This window comes from Shewanella sp. SM20, assembly GCF_025654545.1.
Taxonomy (GTDB): domain Bacteria; phylum Pseudomonadota; class Gammaproteobacteria; order Enterobacterales; family Shewanellaceae; genus Shewanella; species Shewanella oncorhynchi.
The window spans coordinates 1-23,177 of record NZ_JAKKRK010000010.1; the positions used below are offsets into that span (position 1 = coordinate 1).

The following is a 23,177-nucleotide window of genomic DNA, read 5'->3' on the forward strand; positions in this document are numbered from 1 at the left end:
CAAATCATCGCGTCCATCGGCAATTTACGCCGTCTTAACGTCGCAACGCCCTGAGAGTCTAGACAAGATTGAATTAACTCAGGTTCTAACACATCTGCTAAGCAGGTGAATTCGGTTAGGCGGGTAATATGAGTACGGGCGAGTGCTTCTGAGAGTTGCATAAAAAATCCGATGACATGAGGTCATCGGATTTTGATCTTTTCAGCGAGATCGTCAAGCGATCTGTCTTAACTGATCGGCATTAGGCTATATGCCTCCTTAATTGAGTTTTAATGCTAGATTTAGAATTTGTGTTCTAAGCCAACACCAATGTATTTGTCATCATCTGTAGACGCTTCTAACGAACGGTTCGTGTAGAAAGCGAATAATTTAGTTGGCTTACCTAAGCTGTAGTCTGCACCTACCGACCATGAATCACCAAGTTCTTCCATATCTTGGAACTGAGCTTTTAAAGTAACAGCATCGATATCATAGGCAGCGCTTAATAGATAGCCGTTAGCACTTTCTGCAGTGACTTCAACTGGCATCGACGTTGCAGAATCAAATTTATAGGTTTGCTCTTGTTGCTGGTACATACCACCCAGTTTAATACCGGCTAACTTAGCTTGTAAGCTGGCACGAACAATCTCATATCCAGACACATCTGAGTCATAAGCAAGAGATGCATAAACGGGTGTTTTCTTCAGTTTCGCATCGCCATACATGGCCGCTAAGCTAAAACCATCTTGAGCAAATTGACCTTTTACATCATTTCCTTCGGCAACATAGGTAACACCGAATACAAAATCACCAAAGGAAGGCGTAAGGTAAGTCGCCGTTTGAGCAGCGCGAACTTCACCCTTGAACAGCTTACCTAAGTCACCTGAAAGGTCGTTAAACTGATCAACATCACCTTGAGAAATTTTCAACAAGGTATCATTACGACCCACAGAGAACGAACCAAATGCGCCTTTCAAACCAACAAATTGGTTACGTGCAGTAAAGTTATCGCTTGATGCTGCACCTGTATCAACTTGATATTCCACTGTGTAGAAAGCTTCCAGCGAGCTAGACAGCGCAAAATCACCCTTCACACCAAAACGAGAAGCATTACTTTGAATAGTTGTTGTAGCATCACCTTTCTCATCATTTGATTGAGCAGTGACATTCAACTTACCATAAACAGTCAGTGGCTCAGCGGCATTAGCTGAAGCCAGAGTTGCAGAAGCTAGCGCAGAAGCAAGTAGAGTTTTACAAAAAACGTTCATCATTTAATCCTTTCGACGTTATGTTCGTCTTGGTTATTGGTTTGGAACGACCGAAAGTTTGCAATGAATGTGTTTCAATTTTATTTCAATTGTGACCATTAACGTTGGCGTGCAAAAAAGCTGACGCGAAGCCAGGCATAAAACCCAGTAAAAATGCGGGCTGCAGCTAAGCTAATTATTATGTTACAGTTTAATGAATTCTGATCCTCCGTTAAAAATCAGCTATTGAACACAGGTTTACCCCGCTCAAACTATGCCGTAAACTGCCACTTTAATTTTCAATGGGCGCCTCTTATGTGGTTTAAAAATCTTACTCTTTATCGTTTCAATAAACCTTTTGCCGTCGAAACCGAAGCGCTAGAAACTGCGTTGGCCGATTTCACTTTCTCCCCCTGCTCAAGCCAAGATGTCAGTAAATTTGGTTTCTCAAATGCGTTAGGCAAAAAAGGCAGTTCTTTGGTCCATAGCGCTGACAATCGCCATCTGATCTGCGTGACTAAAGAAGAGAAAATTCTGCCAGGCCAAGTCATCAAAGAAGCCTTAGAAGAAAAAGTGGCTCTCATTGAAGATGAAGAAAATCGTAAACTGGCGAAAAAAGAAAAAGATGCGCTAAAAGATGAAATCATCACTAGCCTACTGCCACGCGCTTTTTCGCGCCGAAGCCAAACCCACGCCTTGATTTTGCCTGAGCTAGAAATGATCCTCGTTGATAGTTCAAGTGCCACTAAGGCCGAAGAATTATTAGCGTTATTACGTAAAGCTCTCGGCAGTTTACCTGTGATCCCACTGAGCTTTAAAGCGCCAGTCGAATCCAATTTAACTGAATGGTTAAAACTTGGCAGCGCGCCATTACCCTTTGAAATGCAAGACGAAGCCGAGCTCAAATCTGAAGCTGATGAAGGCGGAATTGTGCGCTTTAAGCAGCAGGATTTGAAAGAAGACGAAGTGTTAGCTCACTTAGCAACAGGTAAGCAAGTACACAAGTTAGCGCTGCATTTCGGCCAATCGATTGCACTATTATTGCAATCAGATGCCAGCGTGAAGCGCCTTAAATTCTCTGAAGAATTTAGAGCAGGGAACGATGAAGTCGGCACTGACGATCCTATGGCTCGTTTAGATGCAGACTTTGCCCTAATGGGCAGCGAGTTAGTCGCCTTGATGCATGCACTCGTGGCCGCCCTTGGTGGACTCGAAGACGCACAAGTTTAAGCAAAACTCGTTAAGCAGACGAGATCTGCAACTCGCTTGTTAGACTGAGCCGTACAAGATAAGAAAAGGCGCCCCCATCAAAATAATGGTTGCGCCTTTTTTATGACGATTTTACTTTAGGTGGCTTTAAGACAAAGGCATTTAGATGCTAAATATGAAGCCCTAACCACATTAAGCTTTAGTCGCTAACTCGCCTTTATTGTCAAACGGCCAATCAATGCCTAACCAAGTCTTGAAGAAAGCTTTTTGCTGTTTAGTCGCTTTTGCATCCCCCTTGAGCACTAGCTTACCGCTTTGTTGCTCGCCAAGGGTGAGCTGTACTTGCTTGATTTTATCGTTGCTAAATAATGTCACCTCTACACTATCGCCAACCTTAAAGTCTTTGATGCGCTTATAGAAACCCGCAGCAGTCACCTTGAGAGCATTAATCGCTAATACTTCATCCCCCGCAACTATGCCCGCTTGCCAAGCAGGACCATTACGCAACACTTGGTCTAACACTAAAGAGCCATGGGTACTGCTCAAGGTCATTCCCGCAAATGCCTCAGCTTTTGAATCTTTACCATAGGACAGATTTAACCCTGCCTGTGATAATAATTCGGGGAAATCTAAACTCATGGGACTATTCACATTGGCTTGCCACCAAGGTGCATAATCTTTGCCGGATAAGTCTTTAAGAATGTACTGAACATCACTAACACCATAGCCTTTTGGTACGCGATGTTCTTGATATAAACGACGGTGCACATCGCGATATGAATACTTAAGTTCGGAGTCTTGCAGTAATGAAAAATCTAAGGCTAAAGAGGTTAAGTAACCCTCTGAGTAAATATTTACACTGTGGTTAATGGCATAATCGCCACCGATACTGCTCCACTCCCCTGCACTCGCCTCTGCCACAGATTGAGTTTCACGACCCGGATTGAGTTGGTTTTTCTCGACGCGCTTGGCTAAATCTTCGAGGAACTCTTTAACTGTTATCACTCCAGCCCGCAACAGCAACTGATCTTGAAAATAACTGGTAGAACCTTCAGCCATCCACAGTAATTCCGTCATGTTTTCATGTTGATAATCGTAGGGAACTAATCCCTCGGGACGATAAGCCTTCACGTTCCAGGTATGGATAAACTCATGGGATGCCGTGCTAATAAAGCGCAGGTAGTCCTTGCGTTCACGGAAACTAAAGCGCGGCAGCTGAATGACAGTAGAATTTAAATGTTCTGTCGCGCCACTGGCACCACTCGTTGCATGCACCATATAAACGTAACGATCAAAAGGATAATCATCCCAAATCACCTTAGCTTGACCGCTTAAGGCTTTAAGATCTTTTACTATTTTATCCGTGTCATAGTTACCTTCCCCCCAAAACACCAATTCATAGTTTTTACCATTAGCACTAAATTGTTTATGGGTACTCACACCAGTTTCAATCGGGGAGTCGATCAACACATCATAATTAGGGGCAATAAAGGAATGAGCGGCCTTACCCGATGACATCCCAGAGTAACTTTGCCAATTTTTAGGCACTTTTAATTCTACGGATATTGGTTCAGAGCGAAATTGCGGACTGTACATGAACACACCGCTAGCATCTAAATAGGCATGGCTCGCGTCAATATGGCGCACCCTTTGGCCTAATTCATTAGCATACAATTGATAACTGACGGTAACACGGGTTGGCTGCGTGAGCGCCACTTGCCATTCACCGCTCGCGGTGCGCTTCCATTGCAGTTCATGACCTTGACTATCTTTAGCACTAAATAAGCGCACACCATCGGCCAAAGGCAATACTTGATATTTGCCCGTCCGCCACACAGGGAGATTCACCGTAAAATCGTTCGTCTTCACTTCAGGAAAAGTGACACTCACTTGGGCAATATGGTGTTCGGGTTTAATAAGGTCGATTTGGTATTTCACATCGGCCAATACTTGACCCGAAAATAATGCGCTTAATATCAAGATTGATAGTCTGTTGGGTTTCACTCTTGCTTCCTTCTGTTATTATGCTTCTTATGATTTTTCCAAGTATAACAAGTCGATGTAGCATCCTCATTAGGCGCTAACAAAAGCTAACAAAATAAGTTCCTTGACTAAAGGAATGAGGAATCACAGTTCAAATGCAAAAACTCACGGTTATTTTATTTACTTTGTTGCTGTCACTGCCTTTTACAGTCCAAAGCCGAGATCTCGAAGCGGATGAGGTTGAGTTAAGAGAATCACCACAGCAAATGTATGATGCGCTCAACAAAACGATTTCCTTTCCCCTCGCTTTTCAAAACCGTGACCAATTTGAGCGCGCAGCCCAAGAGCAAGGCTACAATCCACTCGAATTTGAACAGATTTTGTATTTGCTGGCCCGCCTCAATATGGAGCCAAACGTTAAAACCAAGGTCGATTTTCAAAACGCAAAAAGCTTGATTGAACTCCTATCGACTGCGGCGCAATCGCCCTACGAACTTGCCATGGTCGCCATGTTAAATGGCCGTTACCTTGGCCGTACGGAACAGAAATATCAAGAAGCGATTGGTCTTTATAATGAAGCGCTCACCCGCATCAACGACAGCTATGACATCGAAGCATTAATTCTTAAACACAATATTCATGAACATCTAGGTGGCTTACATTTATTGATCCGCCAGGAAGTGCCTGCACTGATGCACTTCCACACATACCGCGACATTGCCTATAAACTCAGAAACGATTACTTAATCGCGGCGGCTGAAGCGAGGCTTGGCTTTTATTACAATTTTAATCAGCAGCTTACAAAATCATTACAGCATTATAGTGAAGCGATTCGGATCTCCAATCGTTCTAATTACCCATCAATGAAAACCAATCTGCAATTACAACTTTCTAAGGTATATCGTGATTTAAAGCAGTGGGATGAAGCGCTTAAAAACGCTCATGAAGCCGCGGCTGGATTTAAAAAAATGGGCAATGACACTTATCTTTCAAGTTGTATGACAGTGATCGCTATGGTCTATGGCGAACAAGGGGATTGGCATAAAGCAATTGATTACTACCTAAATGCCCAGCAATTAGATGCAAAACGCGGTAACTACATCGCACAAGGGCTTAATTTCCATAATTTAGGACAAGCCTACTCAAATATTAAAGACAATGTTAACGCCCTAAAATATTTACTGATGGCCAATCAAATATTCAAAGAAAAACAAAGCCATCACTATCAAGTTTATAACGAACTCTTAATTGGTGAAATCTCCCAAACCAACCAAGATTGGCCGCTGATGATGACCCATGCCGATATCGCATTAGCACTCGCGGTCGATTTAAAACTGGTCGATGAACAAAAATCCGCACTCACACTTATCGCCTCCGCGGCGCAAAAATTAGGTGAATTAGCAAAAACCATCGATGCCCAAGCCCGTATCATTGAGCTAGGTAAAAAGCCAGCTGAGACAGATAAAGACTCCCCTGTGTCGGCCTCTGCCCTTGCAGAGCAACAGCTTAAACTTGAGCTCAACATGCTACAGGGAAAACTCGTTGAGACAGTGAAAGAAAGCAACAACACTCACACGCTACTGCTCATTTGCAGCCTTATTGCCGGACTCTTGCTGCTCGTGATTATTTTCATGCTACAAAATCGTCGCAAAATAATGGCTAAAAACGCGGCATTAACTCAATTAACGCTACAGGAACCCTTCACTCACAATTTAGGGTATGCCGCATTATTAGCGCACTTAAGCCATAATCAAAGTCAGGAATCCACAACGGCACTCGCGATTATCGCCTTCCCCACCCAACTTACGGCGGATCTGGACTATGGCCAATATTTTAGTGATGCAGTAACAGCGCAAATTGCCAATCATCTAACGGATGCACTCGCAGCATCTGTTTATGTGGTACGCCAAGGGGTATTTGCGGTTCGTTTCATGCAACCTATTGAGCCGACACAAATACTCAGCCAAGTACGCCTGAAACTCGATCAACAGCAAATCACACATCATTTCCGTCTTGGCTTTGCACATTTGCCACTTTTAGCAAAATCAGAAATTAAAATGGCCGCGAAATTAAAATTTGAAACAGTGCAGATGGCGCTTGCCTGTGCCCGCAGTTTAGGTGGCAATAACGACTATTATGTCGCTCTCAGAGCCCTCGACTTTGTTCCTTTGAGCTTATTTGCAAATCCGTTATTTTTACACCTTGAAAAAGGCATTGAGCGTGGATTAATCAGATTAGAGACCAACGGCAATAAAGAGGATGTTCGCTGGCCTTGCTGGGAAAATAACCAAGATAAGCAATTACTGGAAAATATTTGATCAATATCGGTAATTAATCACAGAGTCACAGGCAAATCGCATTTGCACTCTACGCCCAGTGTTATAACATTAGTATCATATGAGTTAACAGCTAATCTGGACATAGGATTGTCATGTTTTTTAGCCTTGCAGAGTTAGGACAATACTCAGGATGAAGGATTCAAGCGCTACAGTTTCACAACTTGCCTTGCTGCAACAGAAACTCCATTCGGCCAAACTTGCCCTTGATGAAGTTAATGAAGATAGAAATGCAAAGTTACAGACATTACTCCAATTTATTGGTCACTTAAGCCTCGCCTGTAAAGGGCAAAATCTTGAGCTGGATAATAAACTCGCCAAACTTCGCCATAACTTAAATACGTTTGAGCGAGTCGATGAAGCATTGCCAGAATTAGTTGATGTCGAGCGCCTGCTAAAAGGCCAATATCACCATGTGATGGTACAACTCGAAGAGAGTCGTACTGGTTTGTCACAGGTGATCCGTCAGATCCAACGCGTTAACTCTGCACCTGAAAAACTCAAAAAAGAAGTCAATTACTTCAAGCAAGATCTGGCTAAACCTTTTCATACTGTGTGGGAATATATACCTAAAGTTAAGCAAATCATTGGCTTCTACGAAACCATCTTACAGCTACAATTTAGCGAATCTGAAAAGCTTGATGTCTTACCAAAGCACAGGCAGCTAGCCCATGAGCTGGCGCAGATGATTTCGGAAATCGAGTTCCGTAAAGATCAACGTGACCAAGTATTAGTGATCAAAGAAGTACTCTCTTCTGAGATTGAAGTTGACAGCTTGCTCGAAGCCTACCAAACCATTTTAGCGTTATTGCTTGATAACATCGCCCGCGAGAAATCAGCATCCCAAGAGTTTTTGTTTGCACTCAATGATGCCTTAGCCGCGGTACGTGAGGTGGTGAGCGAGTCTTACAATCACAATCAACGTAGCTTCCAATTAAAAACCCAGCTGAATCGTGAGATTAACACCCGCGTCGATAACGCAGGTGAAATCATTATCGATGTGGAAGACGTCGTTGACCTTAAAGCTCAACTAACAGAGCAACTTAACTCTATCCGCTCGGCATTAGCCCGTAAAGAAGCCCTAGAGCAAAGAGAGCAAGCTCTGCTGCGCAAGTCGATGGAGACAATGCGCAAAGAGCTTAATGAGTTAAGTAGTGAGGCTAACACCTACAAAGAGCGTTTGTTTGAACAACAAAAACTCAACTTACTCGACAGCTTAACTCAATTGCCTAACCGTGCGGCATTAGAAGAGCGCATGGAGCTAGAATACCGTAACTATCAACGACATAAGTCCCCGTTATGGGTTGCCGTTGCCGATATCGATCACTTCAAAACCATCAACGACAGTTTTGGCCACAGCACAGGTGATAAAACCTTGCAAGTTATAGCAATGGCATTGAAAAACTCCCTGCGAGATACAGAATTTGTAGCCCGCTATGGCGGCGAAGAATTTGTACTGCTATTACCTGATGTGGCACCTGCTGATATCGCTCAACTTTTAAACAGAGTGCGCGAGAAAGTAAAAAATATTCCATTTAAATTTAAAAATCAGAGAATTACAGTTACAGTATCTATAGGGGCTGCGCAAGTTATGGGAAGTGAACTCATACATGAGACCTTTGAACGCGCCGATGCAGCACTCTACAAAGCGAAACACGAAAGCAGAGACAGGGTTGTGATTGACGTATAATTAAGCCCCACTATACGCCTCCTCTAATCACTCCTGTCATGACGAAGGAGTGGTAAATGATAGTAAAAGTCAGCCCAAAAGGCAGCATGGATCAGCTTTCGCAACTTGAAGTTGATCGACTCAAAAATAGTGCCAAAAGTGCCCTATACCAACTGTACCGCAACTGCTCCTTAGCAGTGCTTGCCGCGGGTTTAAAAAACGACAACTCTAAAGCCCTATTCGAGCAATACCATGATTTCGACATCAACGTTCTACAACGGGAGCGCGGGGTAAAATTAGAACTGATCAATCCCCCCGAACAAGCCTTTGTCGATGGTCAAATTATCACGGGAATTCAAGAGCATCTGTTCTCAGTCTTACGCGATATCCTTTATATCAGTGATAGATATGACTCACTAAAACACATTAATCTGACCAATGCCCACCATATCACCAATGTGGTGTTTGATATTCTGCGTAATGCGCGGGCAATAGCACCGATGAAAGACCCTAATGTGGTCGTCTGTTGGGGCGGACACAGTATTAATGCCATCGAATACCAGTACACACGTGAGGTAGGTTATCAACTTGGCCTGAGGGAATTAGATATTTGTACTGGCTGTGGTCCAGGTGCGATGGAAGGTCCGATGAAAGGTGCGGCGATAGGCCATGCCAAGCAACGGATTAAAAATGCACGATATATTGGTTTAACTGAACCAAGTATTATTGCCGCCGAGCCACCGAATCAAATTGTCAATGAACTGGTGATCTTACCCGATATTGAAAAGCGCCTCGAAGCTTTCGTGCGCTTAGGTCATGGTATTATTATCTTCCCTGGCGGTGCTGGCACAGCTGAAGAATTGCTCTATATATTGGGTATTTTACTTAACGAAGAAAACCAACAAACGCCTTTCCCGCTGATACTCACAGGCCCAACGGAGAGCGCAGATTACTTCATTAAGATTGATGAGTTTATTGCCTCAACCTTAGGACCCGAAGCTCAGAAAAAGTACCAAATTATCATAGATAATCCCACTGAAGTGGCACGCATCATGAAGCAAGGAATGGAGCAAGTAAAAGCCTATCGCCGCTCAACAGGTGATGCTTACCAATATCAGTGGGCACTGAAGATAGAGTCTGAGTTTCAGTTACCTTTTATCCCAAGCCACGAAGTGATGGCAAACTTAGATCTACACTTCCAAACCAACAAAGCCGAATTAGCCGCCAACCTGCGTAAAGCGTTTTCGGGTATAGTGGCGGGTAACGTCAAGTCGGAAACAATCAAGCACATAGAGCGTGATGGACCCTTCCAATTAAAAGGCGATCCCAAGCTCATGGATATGATGGATAAACTCTTGAGTGCATTTGTACAACAACAAAGAATGAAGCTTCCAGGAAGCGCCTATATTCCTTGCTATCAAATAGTGAAATAGAGAGCGAAGCAACAACACCCCATGAACAAGTTTTTAATCATCGATGGTCTCAACTTGGTTCGCCGCATCTATGCGGCGATCCCCGATGAATCCGATATGCAAAGCCTCACAGAGCGCGTCAGTTTGGCGTGTACTAAACTGCTGCGGGTGCATCGCCCTACCCATGTAGCTATCGTGTGGGACGGTGATGAAATCTCATGGCGTAAACAGCTTTACCCCGATTACAAAAAAGGCCGTAAACCTATGCCAGAGCCGCTGGCAAAAGGCCTTGCTGCGCTGCAAGATCACTTAACCATGATGAACATTGGCTCTATTTATGCGGCGGCTGAAGCCGATGATGTGATTGCCACTCTAGCGATAAAAACCGCCAAAGCGCAGGGTGAAGCCATAATTGTGTCCACCGACAAAGGTTTTAGTCAGCTCAATCATCGCCAAATCAGCCAGTGGGATCACTTTAATCAGCAGTACTTAGATATCGCTGCATTGGAACAAAAACTCGGTGTCGAACGCAGTCAATTTCTCGACTTGATGGCATTAGCGGGCGATAGCGGTAATAAAATTCCCGGTATTGCAGGCATTGGCCCTAAATCAGCCGCCGAATTATTGAAAACCTTTAGAAGCTTACCAACCTTGTTTTCATCGCTATCTAACTTAGGCGCTAAACAAGCCAAAAAACTTGCCGAAGGTAAGGAGATGGCAAGACTCAGCTATAAACTCGCGCAGTTACAAACAGACCTGCCACTCAATATTAATTTAAAAGATTTTCGCGTGATGAACTCCTTGCCTGATAATAACTGCCTGCCTGAAAGCCCAATCAATCCAGCCTAAACATCTGTTAATATAAAGTTGCAATTAACGCATTTACCTTAGAACAACAAAAGCGTATTTTATGGACGTAATAACGTGACTCATTTAATGAGGTAAAGGAATAACTGTAAATGAAATCAAAAGTTTCGGTAATCATCGGTAGCATTTTCGCCGCCTACGTCGCCTTTGTCGCGGTGGTGGTACTCGTTTATGAACCTACGCCAGATGACATGAGTTGGGAGGACAGACAATCCTATAACAGCCAAAAAATGAACGAGTTAGCGCTAGGGCAAAATATCATTTCAGTAAAACAGTTACTAGGTAAAGCTGACTTTTCAGAGGCCAAAGCCGTAAAAGAAACCAAGCTACAGGTGCTCTTTTATCGCACTCACCATGAAAAATCAGACGGTGTGACCACGAAAGAGGAATGTACCCCACTTATTTTTAAAAATGATCAATTGATTGCTTGGGGTCAAGATACCTATAAGCAATATCTCGATGCAGATACTGACACAGCCCTCAACTCTGCCCAAGAGACATTAACCAGTAAATAAATACGACTGACAGTTAAATAAAAACGCCACCGAATCGGTAGCGTTTTTATTTTGACAATCAACGAATTGACTCAATTGTAAAACAACTAAGCCAATTTCCTATTCATCATCGGCCTTATACTCAACATAGGCTTCGCCTTTGCTGAGCCATTCTGGCGCGGGTTTTCCCTTCAGATAATGGTCGAAATATTGCATCATGCGAATGCTGTAATCGAGCTTGTTCGGGTACTTTTTCAAGTGATGCGGCTCATCCTCGTATTGTAAGAACACCACCTCTTTACCCGCACGGCGCATGGCTAAGTACATTTCAACACCTTGTTCCCAAGGCACTGCATCGTCCTTATCACCAAACATGATCATCAAAGGCGTTTGAATACGGTCAGCATAAAATACTGGCGAGTTTTCAATATACTTTTGCGGCGCGGCAAACAAACTTGCTCCAATACGACTCTGTCCGGTTTCATATTGGAACTGACGCGCAATACCTGTGCCGTGGCGAATACCGCTATAGGCACTGGTCATGTTCGATACTGGAGCACCTGCAACCGCCGCCTTAAACATCCTAGTTTGAGTAATGGCAAACGCCGTTTGATAGCCACTCCAAGAATGACCTTGCAAACCAATAGCATCGGGATCGGCAATGCCTATCTCAATCAGCTTTTGCACGCCAGACGTGAGCGCTTGTACTGAACTCGCCCCTGGGTAACCAATTTCAAAGCGAATGTCCGGTAGGAACACCGCATAGCCATTATTGATGTACCAAGCAAAGTTAGGTCTGTGGTTAATGTTCATCTGCGGGAAGGCGTGCAGTCTATCCGTCATAAAGCGATAGTAATAAACCAGTACAGGATAGCGCTTACCCTCTTGATAATTCGTCGGCTTAATCAGCACGCCATCTAACAGTTTACCATCGCCATTTGTCCAGTGAACTAACTCGGATTGGCTCCAGTTAAAGGCTTGACGCTGCTTATCTAAATCGGTTTGCTTAACTGCATTTTGCGGTGCGCTATAGCTGGCCGTATACACGTCAGGGAATAAGTCAAAACGCTCCTTAGAAAACACGATAGTATCGCCGTCTTTACTGCGTCCCAATACTGTCAGCTTATACTCACCTTGCATCAACGTCTTCACACCCGCTTCGCCCAAGGTGGCTTGATAAAAACCATCGGCCTTGGTTTTATCACTATAACCGTGGAGTAAAACCGTGGCGTTATAGGCAAGCTCTGTCGGCTCATCGGGATTATCGACTAAGCCCTCAAGCCGATATTGAATTTTCTGGGTGCGTCCTTTACCTGCGGTTAAGGCAAAACCCGCCTTAGATTCGGTATTAAACTGCCAAACATCGTATTTGTCGTAAACCAAGAAACCCGCATCATTTTTAAGCCAAGGACCAAAACCATATCCTGGAGCACTGGATGGATAATCGTGGTCTTCATCGGCAAAACTGACCTTTAGGGATTTTGTGAGATTAGTGCGACGGTCCTGTGCAATATCATAGAGATACACATTACCTTGCTGATAATAAGCCACATACTTGCCATTTCCCGACAGCGTAGGCTCGGCATCACTCGGCTGTTGTGTCAAAAATGGCACTTTACTGCCAGTATTAATATCGACCAGATAATAATCTTGGTAGAACCCTGCCCAAGTTGCCATCTTGCGATAGGGCAAATCTGAACTGGCCAACATAAAACGTTTATGTTGTGAAATCGTCACATCTGGAACAGTTTTATCGCCAAGCTGCACCACGTTATTTGAGCCTAAATGCAATACCGCAAGGTAAGTGCGTTTTTGCTCATCCTCATATTGCTTGATTTCATTAGGCTTAATACGAGGATCATCCCCATGCCATACCTTAAGTCCACGCTGTCCGGTGACAATATTTGTATCGAACAGGTCTTTTTCTTCGGTGATCTTCTGCAAACTGAGCAGCTGACTCACCTCAGGTACGCGGCCAAAAAACAACCGTTCGCTGTCCAATGAGAAGCTTAAACTTGTGTAGCGATTAAGTTTCCACTCGGGTGACTCAGGGGGGGTACTGATTTTGCCAGACTGCAAATCGACCAGCGATAACTGATAGGTGCGGCCATAAGGTAACTCGCTGTCTTTGCCCTGCGTAAATGCAAGCCAACGACCATTTTTAGCCAGCGCTAACGCACCAATCTGTTGGCTAGGCGAATCAAAGGCAACGGTTTTTTTGTGAGTGTTTAAATCGACTAACTGCAATTGATGTTGCTTATTGGTGATATCGTTCACTGCCAGCGCGAGTCTACGGCTTGCCTTATCAAAAACATAGCCAGTAACCTGCTCGACATCAATTCGCTTTGTTTGGTCTTCTAAACTGAGCAACGTAAAACGTCGACCTTGGTCAAACTTATCGACCTTTGGCTTATCAATATTCGCAGGGCTTTGTGTGCCTGCTTCAGCGAGTTTTTCGGTAGTTTTAGGCTCAGCATCTTTTTTGGACTCTTCATCAGCCTCAAACCAAATCGCCAGATGCTTACCGTCATCACTGAACACAAATTCCTTCACACGCTCGAAGCGAGTTTGCGTGCCAGTTTGAGTATCGAGCAACACCATGTCGGATTTGAGTTTTTTCTTCGCCTTGGCATCACTCGTTTCACGCGTGAGCAAACTCGGTTTAACCACCACAGCTACATAACGACCATCGTGGTTCACCAAGGGATCTGACCCCCCCGCGATTTGATAGCTTTGCTGCGACAGGACATTTTTCACAATGACGTGACTATCCCCGCGATCGGGCGCAGACTCGACCGCGATGACTTGCCCCTTATCTGAGATAACCGGCTTTTCAAGGGATTCAAAATGCATAATGTCTATTAGGGTGAGCGGTTTAGTGCTGGTTTCAGCCTGCACTGCTGGCAATATTCCAAGGGATAACAAAACCAGAGATGTGATAGGGATTAACTTCAATGTCTTCCTCTTTTATATATTTGTTAGACTAAAGTAGACTTTTTTAACCATTGGCTCTCCATCATGGTGAGAACCCAGTATTTTTACAAGTTATACCACATAAAAAATCGTGATATTGCTCACTATTTCCTGTGAAGTTTGACCAAAGATGGTTAAAATAATAGGCAGAAAAAATACCAAATTCATAGTCCTGCTATCCAGTTAGCACTGGGGCAGACAATTGCAGTAACGACGAACCGTGGAAGGACTTCTCCATGTCAAAAAGAACGATAACCGTAATTCCAGGTGATGGAATTGGCCCAAGTATTATTGATTCAGCCTTAAAAATTCTTGATAAAGCGGGCTGTGATTTTGAATATGAATTTGCCGATGCCGGCCTGACTGCACTTGAAAAGCAAGGCGAGTTACTGCCAGCACGCACTTTAGAACTCATTGAAAAAAACCGTATCACACTGAAAGGGCCGCTGACGACTCCTGTTGGTGAAGGCTTTACTTCTATCAACGTAACCTTGCGTAAGAAATTCGGTCTGTATGCTAACGTACGCCCAGTACTGTCTTTCAAAGGTACCCAAGCCCGTTACGAAAATATCGATATCATCACAGTACGTGAAAACACCGAAGGCATGTATTCTGGCCATGGTCAAAAAGTGTCTGAAGATGGTTTAACGGCAGAAGCGACCAGTATCGTCACTCGCCAAGGTGCTGAGCAAATCGCCACTTTCGCCTATGAACTGGCCCGTAAAGAAAACCGTAAGAAAGTCACTATTGTACACAAAGCTAACATCATGAAGTCAACGTCAGGCCTGTTCCTGAAAGTGGCCCGCGAAGTGAGCCTACGTTACCCAGACATCAAGACAGAAGAAATGATCGTCGATGCAACGTGCATGAAGTTAGTGATGAACCCAGAAAACTTCGATGTGATCGTGACGACTAACCTATTCGGTGACATTTTATCGGACCTGTGTGCCGGTTTAGTGGGTGGTTTAGGTATGGCACCTGGCGCAAACATTGGCCGTGATGCTGCGATTTTCGAAGCCGTTCACGGTAGTGCGCCTGATATCGCTGGCAAAAACCTCGCAAACCCAACCTCAGTGATTTTAGCGTCTATCCAAATGCTGGAATACTTAGGTATGGCTGACAAAGCTGAGCAAATCCGTAAAGCGGTATCTGCAGTCATTGAAGAAGGCGACCGTACGACTCGCGATTTAGGCGGCACTCACGGCACGACTGACTTCACGCAAGCTGTGCTTGAGCGTCTGTGATCTCAATGCTGAGCGCGTTTAAGACGAGTCTATAACGCGCTTGTTCATGCAAAAGTTTAAAAGAAGCAAGCGCTTGAAACTCAAATGAATAAACACGAAAAAGCCCCAAAGTTTCCTTTGGGGCTTTTTGTTATCTAGCTTTTAAACCTGCGTGGCTTTAAACCCGCATGACTATTACCATTCTAGCGACAACAAGATCATCGCAGGGTTAGCACTGGAATTAATTCCACGCGGTATTAGGACGTAGCCATAAATGCACTGTCACTTCATCACGGTCGTGATAAAGATGCTTACACTGTACTTTAAAATCGGTCACACCATTCTCTTTAAGAATCGTCTGCATGGTCTCAAGGATAGCAGTCACTTCTTTATAGCGGCTCTTCATCGGTAATTTAAGGTTAAAAATCGCTTCCTTAAACCAACCGTTAATCGCCCAAGCTTCAATCAGTTCGGCAACACGCGCTGGTTTCTCAACCATGTCGCACACTAGCCAATAGATATTTTTGCGCTGTGGCTCGAAACGGAAACCGTCTTCACGGTAATGTTTCACTTGGCCCGTTTCCATCAGTTTTTCATCCATAGGGCCATTATCAACTGCCGACACAAACATGCCGCGACGCACCAGTTGATAAGTCCAGCCACCAGGGCAAGCGCCCAAATCCACTGAGTTCATGCCACTGCGAATACGCTCTTCTTGCTCTTCCTTAGGCACGAATTGGCCAAAGGCTTCGTCAAGTTTCAAACTAGAACGACTCGGTGCATCCGCCGCCATTTTAAGGCGTGGAATGCCCATAAAATGTGGCGAACTGTTATTGCTATAGGAATAACCCACATAGGCACGGCCGGGGCCAATAAAACACACGTGGATAATCGGACGTTTTGGATTTTCCTGCGCGAGCAAGCTACCCGATTTTTTCAAATGCTGGCGTAAAGGCACAGTGAACTTACGGCAAAAAGCCGAGAGCTCTTTCGCTTCGTTAGTGTCAGGTGTTTCAACCCGCACTTCACCCGCTTTGCTGACGTCACTGAGCGCTGCAACGATTGGGCTTATTCTGTCATTTTCAGGCAAGTCGACTAACAAGTCGCTAGCAGCAAACATCTGGCGAGCGAAAATGAGCGAATCTAAAGGTAATTGTTTGACTAATGTATCAGCAGCGTCGTCTTCAAAACATTGGTATACAACATAAGCGTCGTTATTGTTGGCCTTAACAAAGCCACCCACATTGAGCTCACCGGCTCGCTGTTGGATTTCTGCAGCGCATTCTTTTTCAAAGCCTGCGCGGCAAAATAAAAATAGGTTTTTCATGGGGATCCCTGAGAAATCCAAGCCAAAGCATTGGCTGACTATCGATTTGGGCGCCAGTATACCAATTTCAATCCACAAATGCCCTATTTGCCTACTGCGGAACCTTGAATTGCAATTAGAGAAATAAAAAAGGCTTAGGTGCGCCCTAAGCCCGTTAACTCACATAAGCATCAGCGATTAAGACTCATGACCGTCGATAACTTTGTGACGCCATACCGCGGCGGCAAATAATAACCACCCCAATAAGAAACAACCACCACCCATAGGCGTAATAGGACCCAACCACTTAGTCCCAAACAAGGCCAGTCCATATAGTGAGCCCGAAAATAGTACTATGCCTGCGACAAAGAGATATGCCGACCAGTCCAGTAAACGCGAGGTTAACCATTGGCCCGAGAAGGCAACCATGATGAGGGCAAAGGTATGGTAGAAATGATATTGCACACCTAAGTTAAAGACTTCAATTAAGTTTGGTGGCGCGACCGCTTTTAAACCATGGGCACCAAAAGCCCCTAAGGCGACGGCTAAGAATCCGCTCACGGCGGCGAGTAACAATAAACCTTTACGCATTTAACGCTCCTGCTGGAATGGGATTAACTCATTCAACATTTATTCGCTCAACATCAAGCTCACGAATAAAATCACTTGATAAATCAATAGCACGTGCAAGGTTAGCGGCTTCACTGGTGCCTGACGACTTTCTTGGGACAAAACTATGATCGCCGTCGGTTATCCAAGCCAATCCTATCTCAGCTTTCAAGGGCCAGCTTGGGATCTGCGCTTTGCCACCAAACTTATCCCGCTCACCCTGTACGACTAATACTGGGACTTGGCATTCATTCAAAGGTTCCAATCTAGGCTCGCCGCCTTTGAGTGGCACAAAAGGATAACCTAAACAAATCACCCTATCGATGCACGCCGCTAATGCAGGATCGCAGGCTAATAGGGCCGCCATACGACCGCCCATGGATTTCCCCATTAACACCACACGTTTAACTTGTGGTTGTGAGTGGGCGATATCGAGCATCTGTGTAAAACACGCGAGCAATTTAGGCGCGCGGTCCGGTGGACGCCGTTTGCCATCGACTGCATTCGCCTGCATATAAGGAAAATTAAAGCGCATCACTCGGAAGCCCTGAGCAACGAATCCCGCCGACATGGCCTGCATAAAATCAGAATCCATGTTAGCACCCGCACCGTGGGCCAATAAAATCAAAGTACTCGCAGGCTCCCCTTCTAATACATAACTCGGCTTATCCGGGCAACAACTCACTGCGAGACTCCTCGGCAAACATGTCTAACATCCATTCACGAAACGCCACCACTTTACCCAGCTCAGCATGGTTTTGCTGGCAAACTAAGTAGTAAGCATCTTTACTGACCAAGACTTCTTGGAATGGGCACACAAGCCGCCCAGCTTTGATATCGGGGCGTGCCAGCACGCTGTAACCCAGAGCAACCCCTTGACCGTGGGCCGCCGCCTGCAATACCAAAGACGAATGACTGAAAATAGGTCCTTGATTCACATTAATATCGGTAATGCCACATTGCCTAAACCACGCCTGCCAATCGTGACGATTCATATCATGTAATAACGTGTGATACTTTAAATCGCTCGGTTTTGAGAGTGGTTTAGGACCGTTGAGCAACATGGGCGAACACACGGGAATAAGCACTTCGTTTCTGAGCTTATCCGCACGTAGCCCAGGCCAATTACCTAAGCCATAATAAATAGCCACATCCACATCATCGGTTAATGAACTCGCTTCGGTATCAACGGCCTTTATTCGCACATCGATATCGGGATTTTTCTCACTGAATTTAGCCAAACGTGGCACTAGCCATTGAATCGCAAAACTGGGTGACATACTGACCGTCAGCGAACCAATCGCACTGCGGGCGAGTAATCTGTCGGTAGCATCGGCAAGCTGAATAAAGATATCTTTGATGTCGAGAAAATAGCTTTGCCCTTCTTCGGTTAATAGCAAAGAACGGTTCTTTCGACGAAATAATTTTAATCCGAGGAAATCTTCTAATGCCTTTATTTGATGGCTCACCGCAGCCTGTGTAACAAACAATTCTTCCGCTGCCCGCGTAAAGCTCAAATGCCGCGCGGCTGCCTCAAAAGCTTTAACCGCATTAAGCGGTGGTAATCGTCTCGACATAGTGATCTCAGTCTCGTTTTTTAATTAGTTTTTCTAATCCGTATTGTTACATTTAATCGTTTGTAAAGGCCAGCGTTTTTGGTTAAATTTTGCGCCAATGAAACAGCTTATCAACGAAACACCAATAGCGATGAAACATCCATAGCTATGAAATACCTAAGTTAGACAATCTCAAAGTTGGTGATGGGAATGTCTGACAGCGTTACTTTGTCAGCCCGGAGGCGACTATGTTCAATTTAAAATCGGCGTTTGCGTTAATATTAGTCTCAGCACTCAGCTTCAATGCCAGTGCAAATGTACTCGTTGACGAAATCGTCATTGACACAAGCGACTTGCAAGCCAATATCACTGCAGATTTAACCGCTGCAATGAATAAAATGCACCAAGAAGTGCTACAAGAAGCCACTCTGCTGATTGCCACAGACGATGTCGCATCTCATCAGCAAGTCGTTAAAGCCGAATAACCTAAACGACACTGAAACTCAGGTCGCGCTCAGTAAGAGCAAAGAAAAAGCCGCATTAATATGCGGCTTTTTTGTACTTAAATAGCAAATCAATCCCACTGACGATATACGTCAATGGGCAGGTTTTCGCCCGACTTATGGACGATACACTTTCACGTTCGTGTAGCCTTGCTCGATTAAATACAATGCCTGCAATTTACTCATCACCCCACGCTCACAATAAAGCAAATAAGTCTTTTGCTTATCGAGATCGGCAAACTGAGTCGCTAACTTGAAGAATGGGATGCGCTTTATCTCAATACCTTCAATTTGCAGCGGTTTGCTTTCCTCTTCTTCAGGAGCACGAATATCAATGACCACTTGGTTAGTATCGATACTGGCAACCGTTTCTGTCTCAGTAATCCGAGTATCCATTTGTTCTGCGATCTCCCTGATATCGATAGTGACAGATTGGGCGATGATCTGATCGATCAAATCCTCAGAGAACTTTTTCTCTTCCGCTTCAACCTTAGCTAATACCGCTTTTACCGTCGGCTTTTGCGAAATCACACCGCAATATTCAGGCATTGATTTAGCAAAATCTTCGGTGCCGATTTTACGGCTCTCGTTGATAATGTCTTGCTTATCCATGGCGATTAAGGGACGTAGAATCAATAACTCAGTACAACGGTCGATGACGTTTAAGTTGGTCAGGGTCTGGCTAGACACTTGGCCTAAACTTTCACCGGTAACTAAGGCTTGAATGCCCATACGCTCGGCGATACGCGCCGCGGTACGCATCATCATGCGTTTCAATACAACGCCCATTTGTCCGTTATCGATACGCTCTAAAATCTCAGCAACCACAGGCTCAAAAGGCACGGAGATAAACTTCACTTTGTGGGATTCACCGTAGGTTTTCCACAAATGGTAAGCCACTTGTTTAACACCAATTTCGTGCTGTGCGCCGCCCAGATTGAAGAAGCAGTAGTGGGTACGAGCGCCTTTTTTGATAAATTGATAGCTAGAGACGCCAGAGTCAAAACCACCCGAAATCAAGGACAATACATCTTCCTGTGTTGCCATCGGAAAACCGCCTAGACCTTCAATACGCTTAGTCACCATATAAAGGTTATCGCGCTCAATCTCTAAATTAACGGTAATGTCCGGATTCTTTAAACGCACGCCCAGCGCATCAGTAAACTGGTTTAAGCCACCACCGACATAACGTTCAACTTCAATAGAATTAAAATCATGATCGCCAGTACGCTTTACTCGCACGCAGAAGGTTTTACCCGCGAGTTGGTCACGGTAAACAGGCAAGACTTGCTGATAAATATCATCAACAGATTCAAAGCTGTACTCATCCACTTGCACTACGTGTGCAATGCCAGGAATACACGCCAGACGCTCACCGAAAGCTTGTGCCAATTCAGGCTTATCCTTTGGTACCATCACCATAATGCGGTCCCATTGACGCTGCACTTTTGCATCTTCGTCAACTTTTTTAAGCACATTACGGATGTTAGTTTCGAGCATTTTGGTGAAGCGCATGCGTACAGGCTTGCTCTTCATCATGATTTCTGGATACAGCTTTACAATAAACTTCATGGGATTTCCGCGGGCAATTTTAAAACAGCAAAATTGGTTAAAAGAATAATCGGGGGATTATATACCCAAGCAACCTAAAAAGGCGAGTTTCAGCGCACATAGCCAACAGCGACACAGGCCACATTTATGGCGTATTCATTGCGTATTAATGACTAAATCACGGCAGCTAATTAGGCTGAAATAATGTCACTAAAGCCTATTCGAGTGGTTTGAATTGCCCTGCTTAAAATAAGTGATTTGAGATGAATCATTAACAATAAGTCGTTGAGAGATGGTTAAGGAAACTTAGAGATTACACACTCAATGTGATTAACGTAAAGCCCAAATGGATTTAAATAAACCACAGTGATTTGATGCATAACACGCTAACTAAAAGGGAAAAGTCCATATTAGCTCAATGAAAAAGCCGCAAGATTATTGCGGCTTTAGATTGGGAGAGTATCTAAACACTTAAGGCGAATTACCGATCTGAATTTCTTCAGACTCCTTAGCTTTACCTTGCTCAATAGCAATTTCAACCCTGCGGTTACGGGCACGATTTTCCGGAGAATCGTTAGGCACAATCGGATTGTTAGACGCCATACCAACCACTTTCATTCGATTAGAATCAAAGCCGCTGACCTGTACTAACTCATGGGCCACTGCCACGGCACGTTTGCTGGATAAATCCCAATTAGAACTATAGAGCTCATCGCTTATTTGCATATCATCCGTGTAACCTGACACTGTGATGACACCTGGCACATCTTTTAACAATTCACCGACTGAGCGCACCACAGGTTTAAATCGAGGCTGTAGGAAACCTGAGCCAGAAGCAAATGACCCCTTCTCACGTATACGAATAATAATCTGCTGACCTAATGACTCAATTTCAATCGCTCCATCGGTGATCTCTTTATTGAGCTCCTGCGCCATCTTCTTCACTTGCTGATTGATCTTATCCTGCGCCGCTGCCGCTTCCGCTTTAACCGCATCGGCAACTTCTTGCGCCGTTGCAGTGGCTTCACCGCCACGCTGAGAACCACTTTGCTGCTGAACGCCGCCAGCACTGTCGTCTTCACCCGCTTGGAAATCCAATACAGGTTCAGTCATTTCATTCGTTTGCTGGTTAATGATTTCAATCGGAGTCGGATCGGGGCGACCTGGTCTAAATTCTAAGGCAATGACAGAAGTCCCTTTCGGGATGTCTTTAACTTCCACCTTATTTTGCACACCAAAGGCATACTTCATTGAGCCCGCGATCTGCTTAAACTTCATCACGTCCATTTCAGAAAATGACAATAACAATACGAAGAAACACATCAACAGCGACATCAAGTCGGCAAATGTTGCCAACCAGAGCGGTGCTCCGGGCGGTGGACAATTGCACTTAGCCATGGGCTACTCTCCGTCCGTTGTATCGATTTTACGATTTTTTTCAGCGAGATAATTTTTCAAAAAGCCTTCAATCACCCGCGGGTTTTGTCCGTCTTGAATCGCCAATACCGCATCCATAATAAGGTTACGATTGAGCATTTCCTCCCCCATCCTAAGCGTTAGCTTATCCGCGATAGGAAGACAAACCATGTTAGCAACCATAGCGCCGTATAATGTGGTTAACAACGCAACCGCCATCGAAGGACCAATAGATTTAGGATCCGCCATATTTGATAACATGGCCACGAGACCAACGAGTGTACCTATCATCCCCATCGCTGGGCCAACATCGCCAAAGGCTCTAAATATGCCAATCCCCGTCCGATGACGTTCTTCCGTTAGAGCGATATCCTTCTCTAGGGCTGCACGCACCACTTCACCATCGTGACCGTCGACCAACATATCAACAGCCTTTTGCATAAAAGTATTGGTAATTTGCGCTTCTTCTAATGCCAAAAAACCCCCTTTACGGGCGGCATCCGCCATAGTCACGGACTGCTCAATCAAATCTTCTGGTTTATCAATCTTAAATACAAAGGCTTTCAAAGCAATTTTAACGGCACTAAAAAACTGTTTAAGAGTGAACTTCATCATTACCACGAAGAAGGACCCACCGAACACAATCAGGATCGAGGGCACATCAACGAAAATCATCAAGCCGCCACTGGTCACCATAGCGCCGAGAATAAAACCAAAGGCTCCCACAATTCCGATTATTGTTGCTAAATCCACAACGGCTCCTCAATTTTCGTAATAAACGACATAATACTTACTCTGGGTAAGCAAGAACACTCAGTTATTCTACCGACACACATACGAGCCT

19 protein-coding genes are annotated in these 23,177 nt (G+C 44.6%); 8 read left to right on the forward strand and 11 right to left on the reverse strand.

Going from position 1 to position 23,177, the window contains the following annotated elements:
- The coding region (locus L5M18_RS06000) for a transposase domain-containing protein (RefSeq protein WP_263196282.1) at positions 1 to 161 on the reverse strand (161 nt) is incomplete at its 3' end.
- A gap of 120 nt (positions 162 to 281) precedes the next feature.
- Positions 282 to 1,250, reverse strand: coding sequence for a porin (locus L5M18_RS06005; RefSeq protein ID WP_168823290.1), 969 nt, complete (start codon positions 1,248 to 1,250; stop codon positions 282 to 284).
- Between the two features lie 291 nt (positions 1,251 to 1,541).
- Here L5M18_RS06005 and rdgC point away from each other — a divergent pair, with 291 nt between their 5' ends.
- Positions 1,542 to 2,456, forward strand: a complete 915-nt coding sequence (gene rdgC, locus L5M18_RS06010; RefSeq protein ID WP_113941038.1) for a recombination-associated protein RdgC — start codon at positions 1,542 to 1,544, stop codon at positions 2,454 to 2,456.
- A gap of 171 nt (positions 2,457 to 2,627) precedes the next feature.
- On the opposite strand, the gene L5M18_RS06015 is transcribed toward rdgC, so the two are convergent.
- On the reverse strand, positions 2,628 to 4,439 hold the full coding sequence (locus L5M18_RS06015) for a M61 family metallopeptidase (RefSeq protein WP_263196229.1): 1,812 nt from the start codon (positions 4,437 to 4,439) through the stop codon (positions 2,628 to 2,630).
- Between the two features lie 134 nt (positions 4,440 to 4,573).
- Here L5M18_RS06015 and L5M18_RS06020 point away from each other — a divergent pair, with 134 nt between their 5' ends.
- The 5 genes from L5M18_RS06020 to L5M18_RS06040 all read left to right on the forward strand — a co-directional run bounded on the left by L5M18_RS06020 (position 4,574) and on the right by L5M18_RS06040 (position 11,217).
- On the forward strand, positions 4,574 to 6,736 hold the full coding sequence (locus L5M18_RS06020; RefSeq protein ID WP_263196230.1) for a tetratricopeptide repeat protein: 2,163 nt from the start codon (positions 4,574 to 4,576) through the stop codon (positions 6,734 to 6,736).
- Between the two features lie 151 nt (positions 6,737 to 6,887).
- The gene (locus L5M18_RS06025; protein ID WP_105249767.1) at positions 6,888 to 8,444 is read left to right on the forward strand and encodes a GGDEF domain-containing protein; all 1,557 of its coding nucleotides are present in this window, start codon (positions 6,888 to 6,890) and stop codon (positions 8,442 to 8,444) included.
- Between the two features lie 56 nt (positions 8,445 to 8,500).
- Positions 8,501 to 9,856, forward strand: a complete 1,356-nt coding sequence (gene ppnN / locus L5M18_RS06030) for a nucleotide 5'-monophosphate nucleosidase PpnN (protein WP_263196231.1) — start codon at positions 8,501 to 8,503, stop codon at positions 9,854 to 9,856.
- A 21-nt stretch (positions 9,857 to 9,877) separates the two neighbouring features.
- On the forward strand, positions 9,878 to 10,684 hold the full coding sequence (xni, locus tag L5M18_RS06035) for a flap endonuclease Xni (RefSeq protein WP_263196233.1): 807 nt from the start codon (positions 9,878 to 9,880) through the stop codon (positions 10,682 to 10,684).
- Positions 10,685 to 10,794: 110 nt separating this feature from the next.
- Positions 10,795 to 11,217: a DUF3192 domain-containing protein gene (locus L5M18_RS06040; protein WP_263196234.1), complete on the forward strand. Its 423-nt coding sequence runs from the start codon at positions 10,795 to 10,797 to the stop codon at positions 11,215 to 11,217.
- Positions 11,218 to 11,316: 99 nt separating this feature from the next.
- Here the strand turns inward: L5M18_RS06040 and L5M18_RS06045 are convergent, their stop codons facing one another.
- Positions 11,317 to 14,151 carry a S9 family peptidase gene (locus L5M18_RS06045; protein WP_263196235.1) on the reverse strand — a complete coding sequence of 945 codons (2,835 nt, stop codon included), beginning with the start codon at positions 14,149 to 14,151 and terminating at the stop codon, positions 11,317 to 11,319.
- Positions 14,152 to 14,405: 254 nt separating this feature from the next.
- Between L5M18_RS06045 and L5M18_RS06050 the strand changes: the two genes are divergently transcribed.
- A complete protein-coding gene (locus tag L5M18_RS06050; RefSeq protein WP_113941031.1) occupies positions 14,406 to 15,413 on the forward strand; it encodes an isocitrate dehydrogenase in 1,008 nt (335 codons plus the stop codon).
- Between the two features lie 220 nt (positions 15,414 to 15,633).
- Here the strand turns inward: L5M18_RS06050 and rlmM are convergent, their stop codons facing one another.
- From rlmM to L5M18_RS06070, 4 genes are all read right to left on the reverse strand, one after another.
- Complete coding sequence (gene rlmM / locus L5M18_RS06055; RefSeq protein ID WP_011846285.1) at positions 15,634 to 16,719, reverse strand: 23S rRNA (cytidine(2498)-2'-O)-methyltransferase RlmM; 1,086 nt, start codon at positions 16,717 to 16,719, stop codon at positions 15,634 to 15,636.
- A gap of 177 nt (positions 16,720 to 16,896) precedes the next feature.
- Complete coding sequence (locus L5M18_RS06060) at positions 16,897 to 17,289, reverse strand: DUF423 domain-containing protein (RefSeq protein ID WP_011918954.1); 393 nt, start codon at positions 17,287 to 17,289, stop codon at positions 16,897 to 16,899.
- A 28-nt stretch (positions 17,290 to 17,317) separates the two neighbouring features.
- The gene (locus L5M18_RS06065) at positions 17,318 to 17,992 is read right to left on the reverse strand and encodes an alpha/beta family hydrolase (protein WP_263196237.1); all 675 of its coding nucleotides are present in this window, start codon (positions 17,990 to 17,992) and stop codon (positions 17,318 to 17,320) included.
- Positions 17,973 to 18,884: a transcriptional regulator GcvA gene (locus tag L5M18_RS06070; protein WP_105249769.1), complete on the reverse strand. Its 912-nt coding sequence runs from the start codon at positions 18,882 to 18,884 to the stop codon at positions 17,973 to 17,975. The genes L5M18_RS06065 and L5M18_RS06070 overlap by 20 nt, the downstream gene beginning before the upstream one ends.
- A gap of 227 nt (positions 18,885 to 19,111) precedes the next feature.
- Here L5M18_RS06070 and L5M18_RS06075 point away from each other — a divergent pair, with 227 nt between their 5' ends.
- Positions 19,112 to 19,348 (forward strand): hypothetical protein, encoded by a 237-nt coding sequence (locus L5M18_RS06075; protein WP_028760686.1) that lies wholly within the window; start codon positions 19,112 to 19,114, stop codon positions 19,346 to 19,348.
- A 135-nt stretch (positions 19,349 to 19,483) separates the two neighbouring features.
- Here L5M18_RS06075 and thiI read toward each other — a convergent pair whose 3' ends face one another.
- The 3 genes from thiI to pomA all read right to left on the reverse strand — a co-directional run bounded on the left by thiI (position 19,484) and on the right by pomA (position 23,086).
- Positions 19,484 to 20,938, reverse strand: a complete 1,455-nt coding sequence (thiI, locus tag L5M18_RS06080; RefSeq protein ID WP_028760687.1) for a tRNA uracil 4-sulfurtransferase ThiI — start codon at positions 20,936 to 20,938, stop codon at positions 19,484 to 19,486.
- Between the two features lie 450 nt (positions 20,939 to 21,388).
- A complete protein-coding gene (locus tag L5M18_RS06085) occupies positions 21,389 to 22,315 on the reverse strand; it encodes a flagellar motor protein MotB (protein WP_263196239.1) in 927 nt (308 codons plus the stop codon).
- A 3-nt stretch (positions 22,316 to 22,318) separates the two neighbouring features.
- Positions 22,319 to 23,086: a flagellar motor protein PomA gene (gene pomA, locus L5M18_RS06090; RefSeq protein ID WP_263196241.1), complete on the reverse strand. Its 768-nt coding sequence runs from the start codon at positions 23,084 to 23,086 to the stop codon at positions 22,319 to 22,321.
- Positions 23,087 to 23,177 lie beyond the last annotated feature (91 nt).